This window comes from Selenomonas sp. oral taxon 126 (assembly GCF_001683335.1).
Lineage (GTDB): Bacteria > Bacillota > Negativicutes > Selenomonadales > Selenomonadaceae > Centipeda.
The window spans coordinates 2,692,486-2,700,012 of record NZ_CP016201.1; the positions used below are offsets into that span (position 1 = coordinate 2,692,486).

Below are 7,527 nucleotides of genomic sequence, written 5' to 3' on the forward strand. Positions count from 1 at the left end.
CAGGATTAAGCCTTCGCACGCGCGAGCACGAAGAGAAAATACGGCGCACCGATGAGCGCAATCACGATGCCGAGCAGCATCTCATCCGGTGCGATCACAACGCGTGCCGCCCAGTCTGCCGAGAGGACGAGAAGCGCACCGATGAGCAGCGTCATCGGGATGCAGCGCCCGTGCTGCACGCCGACGAGCCGGCGCGCGATATGCGGGCAGAGCAGCCCAACGAAGCCGATGCTCCCGCCAATGGCGACACAGGACGCCGCGAGCGCCACCGCCGCCATCAGATAGACAAAACGCGCGCGGTTCAGCGGCACGCCGAGACCGATTGCCGTCTCGTCCGAGAGCGCGAGCACATCCAGATCACTCTGCCGCACATAGAAGAACAACGCGATAACGAGGACAATCATCATCAGCAGCGCCGCATGTGCCCACGTGCCGCCGAAAATGCTGCCGATGATCCACGTATTGACCTGACTGAATTTATCCTGACTGAGCCGCACAATGAGCATCATCTCGACGGCATGAAGCCCTGCCGTGAGTGAGATCCCCATCAGCACCAGCCGATACGTTGCGAGATTCTGCCCCTTCTCATAGCTCATCCGATAGATGAAAATTGCTGCCAGACCCGCGCCGATCGTCGCGACAATGGGCTGCACCCAGAGGGATGCACCCGCCGCATCCGAGAAATAGACGAGAAGCAGGATGGCAAAGCCCGCGCCCGCATTCACGCCGAGGAGCCCCGGGCTCGCGAGTTCGTTGCGTGAGATGGTCTGAAAGATCAGCCCCGAGAGCGCCAGTCCCGCACCGATGAGGATCGCAAGCACCGAGCGCACCATGCGGAAATCAAACAGTGTCAGGCGCTCCTCCGGCGTACCGCCGCCGAGCAGGATGCGCGCAATATCGCCAGAGGAGAGCCCCGTGAAGCCCGTTCCGAGATGGACAACGAACATGACGGCGAGGAGCACGAGAAAGATGCCACTGTAGATATAGAAACGCCGCTGCAGGAGATTCATCGCACGCCCCCCTTTCGCCGAATCAGCCAGAGAAAGAACGGCACGCCGACGAGTGCCGTCACGGCGCCGAGCGGCGTCTCAAACGGCGGATGAATCGTCCGTGCCGCAATATCCGCGACAACGACGAGGAGTGCACCGAGAATCGCTGAGAGCGGGATTACCTTACGGTAGTCGATCCCGACGATCCTGCGCGCGATATGCGGCGTCACGAGTCCGACGAATCCCACAGGACCCGCGACCGCAACCGCCGAGCCGCCGAGGATCAGCACCGTGATGCCCGCAAGCACGCGGATGCGCTGAATCTTGCTCCCCAGCCCGATGGCGACCTCCTCACCGAACGCGAGGAGCGTCACCGAGCGCGCGATCCCCATCGCGAGGAGCAGCCCGATGAACGTCCACGGCAGGATGAAGATCGCCTGCTCCATCCGCACGCCGCTGATGCCGCCCGCCGTCCAGTAGGACATATCCTGCGCCACCTCGAAGTAGACCGTCATTGCCTGTGTCACCGCAGCAAAGACCGCGCCGATTGCCGTGCCCGCGAGCGCGAGAAAGACTGCGCCGCGCCCTGCCCCCTTTGTCTGCGCGAGCAGGAAGATTGCGAGCGTCGCAATCGCCGCCCCTGCAAACGAAAAGACGAGGGACAGCCCGAGACTGCCCTGCGGGAAGAGAATCATCGCCACAGCAAGTCCAAAACCAGAGCCGGCATTGATACCGAGGATCGACGGGCTTGCCATCGGATTGTTCGTCACGCCCTGCATGATCGCGCCCGCGACGGCAAAGCTCGCCCCGCAGGTCAGCGCCGCGAGGAGGCGCGGAAAGCGCAGTGTCTGCACGATCATTTCCTGCACATTCTCCGCATCATATGCCGTGAACGATGCCATGATCGTCGAGATGCCGATGTCCTGTGCCCCGACCCAGAGAGAGGCGAGGCTCGCCCCCGCGAGCACGATGCAGAGGATGAGAGAGAGCGCCGCCTGCGGCAGTCCTCTCCCCTGCTCCTCTACAGTCGTATTTCCTTCCATAGTACCCCTTTTCTTGCGAAAAACCGGCTCACGCCGCCAGAGCGCGAGCCGGTAGAAACACAAAACAAAACTTAGAAATCTGCGGTCACAGAGAGCATGAAGGTACGTCCTGCCTCAAGGAACGCCGCATCCTCATCCAGCGCGCGCCAGTAGTTCCGATTGAAGAGATTGTAGACATCCGCGCGCACGGTCACGGGCGTATCACCCGCATTAAACTTGTAGCGTGCGCCCATGTCCCAACGCACCCACGGAGATACGCGGATTGTATTTGCCTGATTGACGAATGCCGAGGAGTTGTATGTCATGCGTGCCGTGAGCGTCAGCCCCTCCACGCCGTGAATATCCTGCTCCACACCGAGGACAGCGGCAAAGTTCGGAATGCCTTCCTTACGATTGCCGTCATACCGTCCGTTCAGTGTCTTCTCATGACGTGCATCCATCCACATCATACCGCCCGTGAGGCGCGTTCCCTTCTTCGGCTCACCGAAGAAGTTCCACTCCAGACCGCGGTTGCGCACCTCTCCGCCCGGCGAGTATATATGATTCGTTGTATCCTGTATTTTTCCTGGGTTTGTAATGCTGAACGCGCTGATCGTCGTTGCAACCTTGCCGAGATCGAACTTCGCGCCGAACTCATACTGCTTTGCGACATAGGGAGGGAACTGCTCACCATAATTGGCAGCATGAGCATCCGTAACCTCGTCCCCCTGATTCAAGCCCTGAATATAGTTTGCATAGAGGGAGACCTTGTCGTTCATCTTGTGGATGAGCGCATAAGCCGGTGAGAACTTCGCCTTCTCATAATGTGTGCCGGCCTTGATCCCATCCACAACGATCTCCTGATAACGCCCGCCCAAAACGAACGTCCAGCGCCCATCGTTCGTCGTCATGATATCGGAAACCGCAACGCTGCGCAGCGTCTTCGAATCATTCAGAGGTGTACGATGTACAAGAGGTCCGAGATATGAACCGACATCCTTCCACGCAGGAGCGTACAGACTGGTCTGATATGTCTGCGAGAAGACGTTCTGGTTCATATAGCGCTTATAGTGCATATAGTTCGCCGAGACTGTCAGTTCATGATCGACGCCCTTTGTATCGACCTTCCCCTTGACTCCGATCTCCCCCGAATACGCCTTGTTGATCTGATTGTTGTAGCGATAGCTGACTTTCGATGTGCCGTTCAGCTGCTGCATATCAAAGAAATTGTTCAGTGTGTCCTGATTCGTGATGCGCATGCCGAGCGCGCCGTAGACCATGATATTCTTGTCGAGATCATACTCGCTGCGCAGAACACCGAAACGCTCCCGCACCTGTCGGAACGTTCCGGGTGCACCGAATTTGGAGTTGATATCAACGCGCGGCGGAGCTGTGATGTTTCGAAGCGCATTTCCTCTGAAACGGAGGCGATACTGTGCATTGTCAATACGGTTGCTGATAATGCCCGCATCGAAGGTCGTACGGCTGCGGTCCGTTGTATAGTCAAGCCCGATGTAGCCCGCGTGCGTATCGACGTGCTCCTGCTGATATGCCATGCCGCCCTTGTTGTTGTAGAGGTTGACGCGCACGCCGAGCTTGCCGTCGTCCGAGCGGCGGCTGACATCGACGTGCTGCGTGAACTGGCTCTTTGCCCCATAGGAAAGTGTCACGCTCGTCTTCGGCTCTGCGCCTGCACGCTTCGTGATGAAGTTGATCGTACCGCCGACCGACCCATTCGGCGCCATGCCGCCGAGGAGCGCCCCCGGTCCCTTCAAAACCTCGACGTGATCCACATACTCGATGCCGCCGTAGAAACGCGGCGCAACTCCATAGAGTCCATTGATCTGCGTATCCTGCTGCTGTGCCTTGAAGCCGCGAATCATCCACGCCTGCGAAACCGACGAGAGCGTCAGATTCGATACAGACGGATCGTTGACAATGACATCGACCACCGAACTTGCCTGCTGGTTCTCGATGAGATCGCTGTTAAAGGATGTGACGTTGAACGGCACATCCATAAAGTCGCGCTTGCCAAGGACGCCGAGCGTGCTCTCGCGTGCAATCTGCCCTCCCGCATAGACATTCGGACGTTCCTCTGCGACCGGCTCCACAGGTGTCTCCACCGGCTCCGATACGGGACGCTGTCCGACGACCTCGACCGTATCGAGATCATAGACAGCTTCCTCCTCCGCACTCTCCGCTGCATATGCCGTCATCGGCAGCGTGAGAGCAGCGGCAGAAAGTGCCATGCAGATATGGCGCGTCAGCTTCTTGGACTCGTATTTCATTGTAAACCTCCATCTAATCCCGTCTTCTAATTCCTTTGTATTCATCTCTTTTCTTTACGAGAAGGAGAACGAGCGGTTGACCCGGCATGCGACCGGCTCATCGTAGATATTGCGTGCGGGCTCGAAGCGATACGTATACGCCGCCTCGATTGCCGCCTGATCGAGCTCGGGCTGTCCCGAGGAGCTCGATACATCGACGCTCTCTACGCCGCCGTCCGATCCAACCACGATGGCAAGCCCAACGGTTCCCGTAATGCCCCGCCGCTCAAGATCCTTCGGATAGACCGGCGCAGCGCCTGAGAGGAGCTGCGGCGGTGTGCGCGGACGCTGTGCTGCCGCCTCGTCGCGCCCTGTACCCTCACTGGAACCCGAGCCGACACTCTCCGTGGGTGCAGGGCTCGGCTGTTCGCTCGTCCCCTGTGACGTGCTCGGTGTAGGACTCGTATTCGTTGCAGCCATCTTCGGCGTCTCCTTGGGCATCTCCTTGGGCGGCTCCTGCGTCTCCTGCTGCTCCTTCTTCGGCGGCTCGATCGGAATGTCGTCGATACTCGGCATGGGCGGCGCTGCCTCAGCCGCCGGTGCCGGCTCGCTCTCCGGCGCAGACGCATCGTAGATCACAACGTCGATCGGCCGCTTCTCACTCTCCGCTGCAACAGAGAAAAGCCCCATCGCTGCCGCCGCCGCGAGAATGCAGAAATGAATCCCGAACGACGCCCCCCAAGACAGGTACTTTTCCTTCACCGTAACATCCAAATTTTCACCCCCCAAATACATGCTCCAAAAATGATAACCCCTATCATTTTATAACTTGCACATAATACCATAAAGAAAGGGCTTTGACTAGAGGCAAAACGAAAAATGGTGGGCTGCCGCACGACATTCAAAATTGAAATCGTGCAGCAACTCCACCATTGCGTTTTGTTTCAGCGTATAGCTGTCAGTTCAGTACGATCTTGCTGTAGTCTGCCGTATGGAGCAAATAGTTGTCAACTGCCTTGAGGAGTGTCAGACGATTTTTCTTGATGTGCTCATCCTTGTCCATAACCATAACCGCATCAAAGAATGCGTCGATTGCCTTTGCAAGTGCCTGTTCTGCCGCAAGTGTATCTGCGCCCTCAGCGCGTGCCGCAATGGCGTTCTCATAAGCGGAGTGGAGCGCTCCCTCCTCTGCCGCCTGAAAGAGTGCCGGATCGACAATCCCAGTCTCTGTCATGCGTGCGATATTGCCGACGCGGACGAAGGACTGCACGAGCGCATCCGCACCGTCCGATGCAAGCAGACGCTCCACATAGGCTGCGCGCACGGGCACGTCCGCGACGAAGTCCACATCTGCAAGCACCGCCTCCTGCACATCGTAGCGCACGCCACGCTCTGTGAGCACATTCTTGAGGCGCAGACGGATAAAGTCTGCGACATAGACCTGCATTTTCTGACACAGAGACACATCGAGGTCATAGAGATCGGATGCCTCCTCGACGCAGATCGCTCTCGTGCTCGATCAGCATGAGCACAAGCCCGAGCGCCTGACGGCGCAGGGCAAAGGGATCCTGCGATCCGGTCGGAATCCTGCCTTGGCTGAATGTACCGACAATGTTGTCGATCTTGTCCGCAACGCTGAGTGCGAAGCCGAGATCGCTCTTCGGCAGTTCGTCCCCCGCAAAGCGCGGCATATACTGCTCGTCAATCGCACGCGCAACCTCCGGCTTCTCGCCGTCAAGCAGTGCGTATTCTCGCCCCATAATGCCCTGCAGCTCCGTGAACTCCGTCACCATGCCCGTCACGAGATCCGCCTTTGACAGCTCCGCCGCACGGCGCGCATCCGCCTCCATCGCCTCATATGCAGCCGCATCGGGTGCAAGTTCCTCGACAATCGCTGTGACAAGCCCCATCAAACGCTCCGTCTTTTCGTACATTGAGCCAAGCCCCTGCTGGAACACGACGGTCTTCAGCTTCTCGCGGTGCTCTGAGAGGGACTTCTTGCGATCCTCGTCAAAGAAGAACTGTGCATCGGCAAGTCTTGCACGCAGGACGCGCTCATTGCCGTGCGCGACAACATCCAGATGCTCCCTGCCGCCGTTGCGCACCGTGATGAAGACGGGCAGGAGGCTGCCGTCCGCCGCCTTGACAGGGAAATAGCGCTGATGGTCACGCATGGGCGTGATGACCGTCTCTGCGGGCAGCGCGAGGTATTTCTCCTCAAACGCTCCGCTGAGCGCCGTCGGGTACTCGACGAGGTAGAGCACCTCCTCGAGGAGGTCGGGCGTGATTTCCGCCGTACCGCCGCATGCCTTTGCCGTCTCCGTGATCTGCTCCGTAATCATGGCGCGGCGGCGCTCTGGATCGACGATGATGAACGCCTTCTCACACGCCGCCTCATAGTCGGCGGGCGAAGCGATTATGAACTCCTTAGGGGCAAGCGTACGATGTCCGCGCGACGTGTTTCCGCTCGTGACATTTGCGAGCGTAAAGGGCACAACCTCCGTCCCGTAGAGCGCGACGATCCAACGAATCGGGCGGATGAAGCGGAAGTCCAGATCACCCCAGCGCATGCTGTTCGGCAGGGGAATCGCACGGATCAGCTCCGGCAGAAGCTCCGCGAGGAGCGTCGCCGTCTCCGTCCCCTTCTCATGCACGGAGGCGTAGACATAGCCGTCCCGCTGAATGAGGTCGGCGGGGTCGATTCCCTGTCCGCGTGCAAAACCCGCGCCCGCCTTCGTCGGATTCCCCTCCGCATCAAAGGCAATGGCGACCGAGGGGCCGCGCGTCTCCGTGCTCACATCCTCCTGACGCTCCGCAAGCCCCGTCACAAGGAGCGCCGTGCGGCGCGGCGTACCGATCGTACGCAGACTCTCATAGGCAAGGCGATGTCCCGCGAGGAGATCTCCCGCGAGTCGTTTCAAATCCGTGAGGAGATGGGGCATGACATGTGCCGGAACTTCCTCCGTCCCGATCTCGAGCAGCAGATCCTTACTCATACCTTCCCCTCCTTCTTCAGCATCGGATAGCCGAGCGCCTCACGCTGGGCGAGATACGCCTCCGCACAGAGACGCGCGAGCTTGCGGACACGCCCGATGAACGCCGTCCGCTGCGAGACGCTGATCGCGCCGCGCGCATCGAGCAGATTGAACGTATGCGAGCATTTCAGCACGTAGTCATGCGCGGGATGCACGTGACCTGCGCCGATGACGCGCACCGCCTCCGCCTCGTATTTGTCAAACAGATCGAAGA

The 7,527-nt window shown here is 59.2% G+C and carries 5 protein-coding genes and 1 pseudogene; all 6 read right to left on the reverse strand.

Features of this window, described 5'->3' with window-relative positions; all coding sequences use genetic code 11:
- Positions 1-5: 5 nt before the first annotated feature.
- Entirely contained in the window at positions 6-1,010 is a 1,005-nt protein-coding gene (locus AXF19_RS12305) for a FecCD family ABC transporter permease (protein WP_066849486.1), read from the reverse strand.
- The gene (locus tag AXF19_RS12310) at positions 1,007-2,032 is read right to left on the reverse strand and encodes a FecCD family ABC transporter permease (protein ID WP_066849488.1); all 1,026 of its coding nucleotides are present in this window, start codon (positions 2,030-2,032) and stop codon (positions 1,007-1,009) included. Before AXF19_RS12310 ends, AXF19_RS12305 begins: the two co-directional genes overlap by 4 nt.
- A 71-nt stretch (positions 2,033-2,103) precedes the next feature.
- The gene (locus AXF19_RS12315) at positions 2,104-4,299 is read right to left on the reverse strand and encodes a TonB-dependent receptor (RefSeq protein ID WP_066849491.1); all 2,196 of its coding nucleotides are present in this window, start codon (positions 4,297-4,299) and stop codon (positions 2,104-2,106) included.
- A 54-nt stretch (positions 4,300-4,353) separates the two neighbouring features.
- On the reverse strand, positions 4,354-5,052 hold the full coding sequence (locus AXF19_RS12320) for a TonB family protein (RefSeq protein ID WP_066849494.1): 699 nt from the start codon (positions 5,050-5,052) through the stop codon (positions 4,354-4,356).
- Between the two features lie 184 nt (positions 5,053-5,236).
- Positions 5,237-7,274, reverse strand: a pseudogene (gene glyS, locus AXF19_RS12325) (glycine--tRNA ligase subunit beta).
- Positions 7,271-7,527: glycine--tRNA ligase subunit alpha (locus tag AXF19_RS15650; RefSeq protein WP_237141619.1), on the reverse strand; the 257-nt coding region annotated here is incomplete at its 5' end. The pseudogene glyS and the gene AXF19_RS15650, both read right to left, overlap by 4 nt.

Coding starts and splice junctions, on each gene's coding strand:
- AXF19_RS12310 (WP_066849488.1), bottom strand. CDS start 2,032: ATGGAAGGAAATACGACTGTAGAGGAGCAGGGGAGAGGACTGCCGCAG.
- AXF19_RS12305 (WP_066849486.1), bottom strand. CDS start 1,010: ATGAATCTCCTGCAGCGGCGTTTCTATATCTACAGTGGCATCTTTCTC.
- AXF19_RS12315 (WP_066849491.1), bottom strand. CDS start 4,299: ATGAAATACGAGTCCAAGAAGCTGACGCGCCATATCTGCATGGCACTT.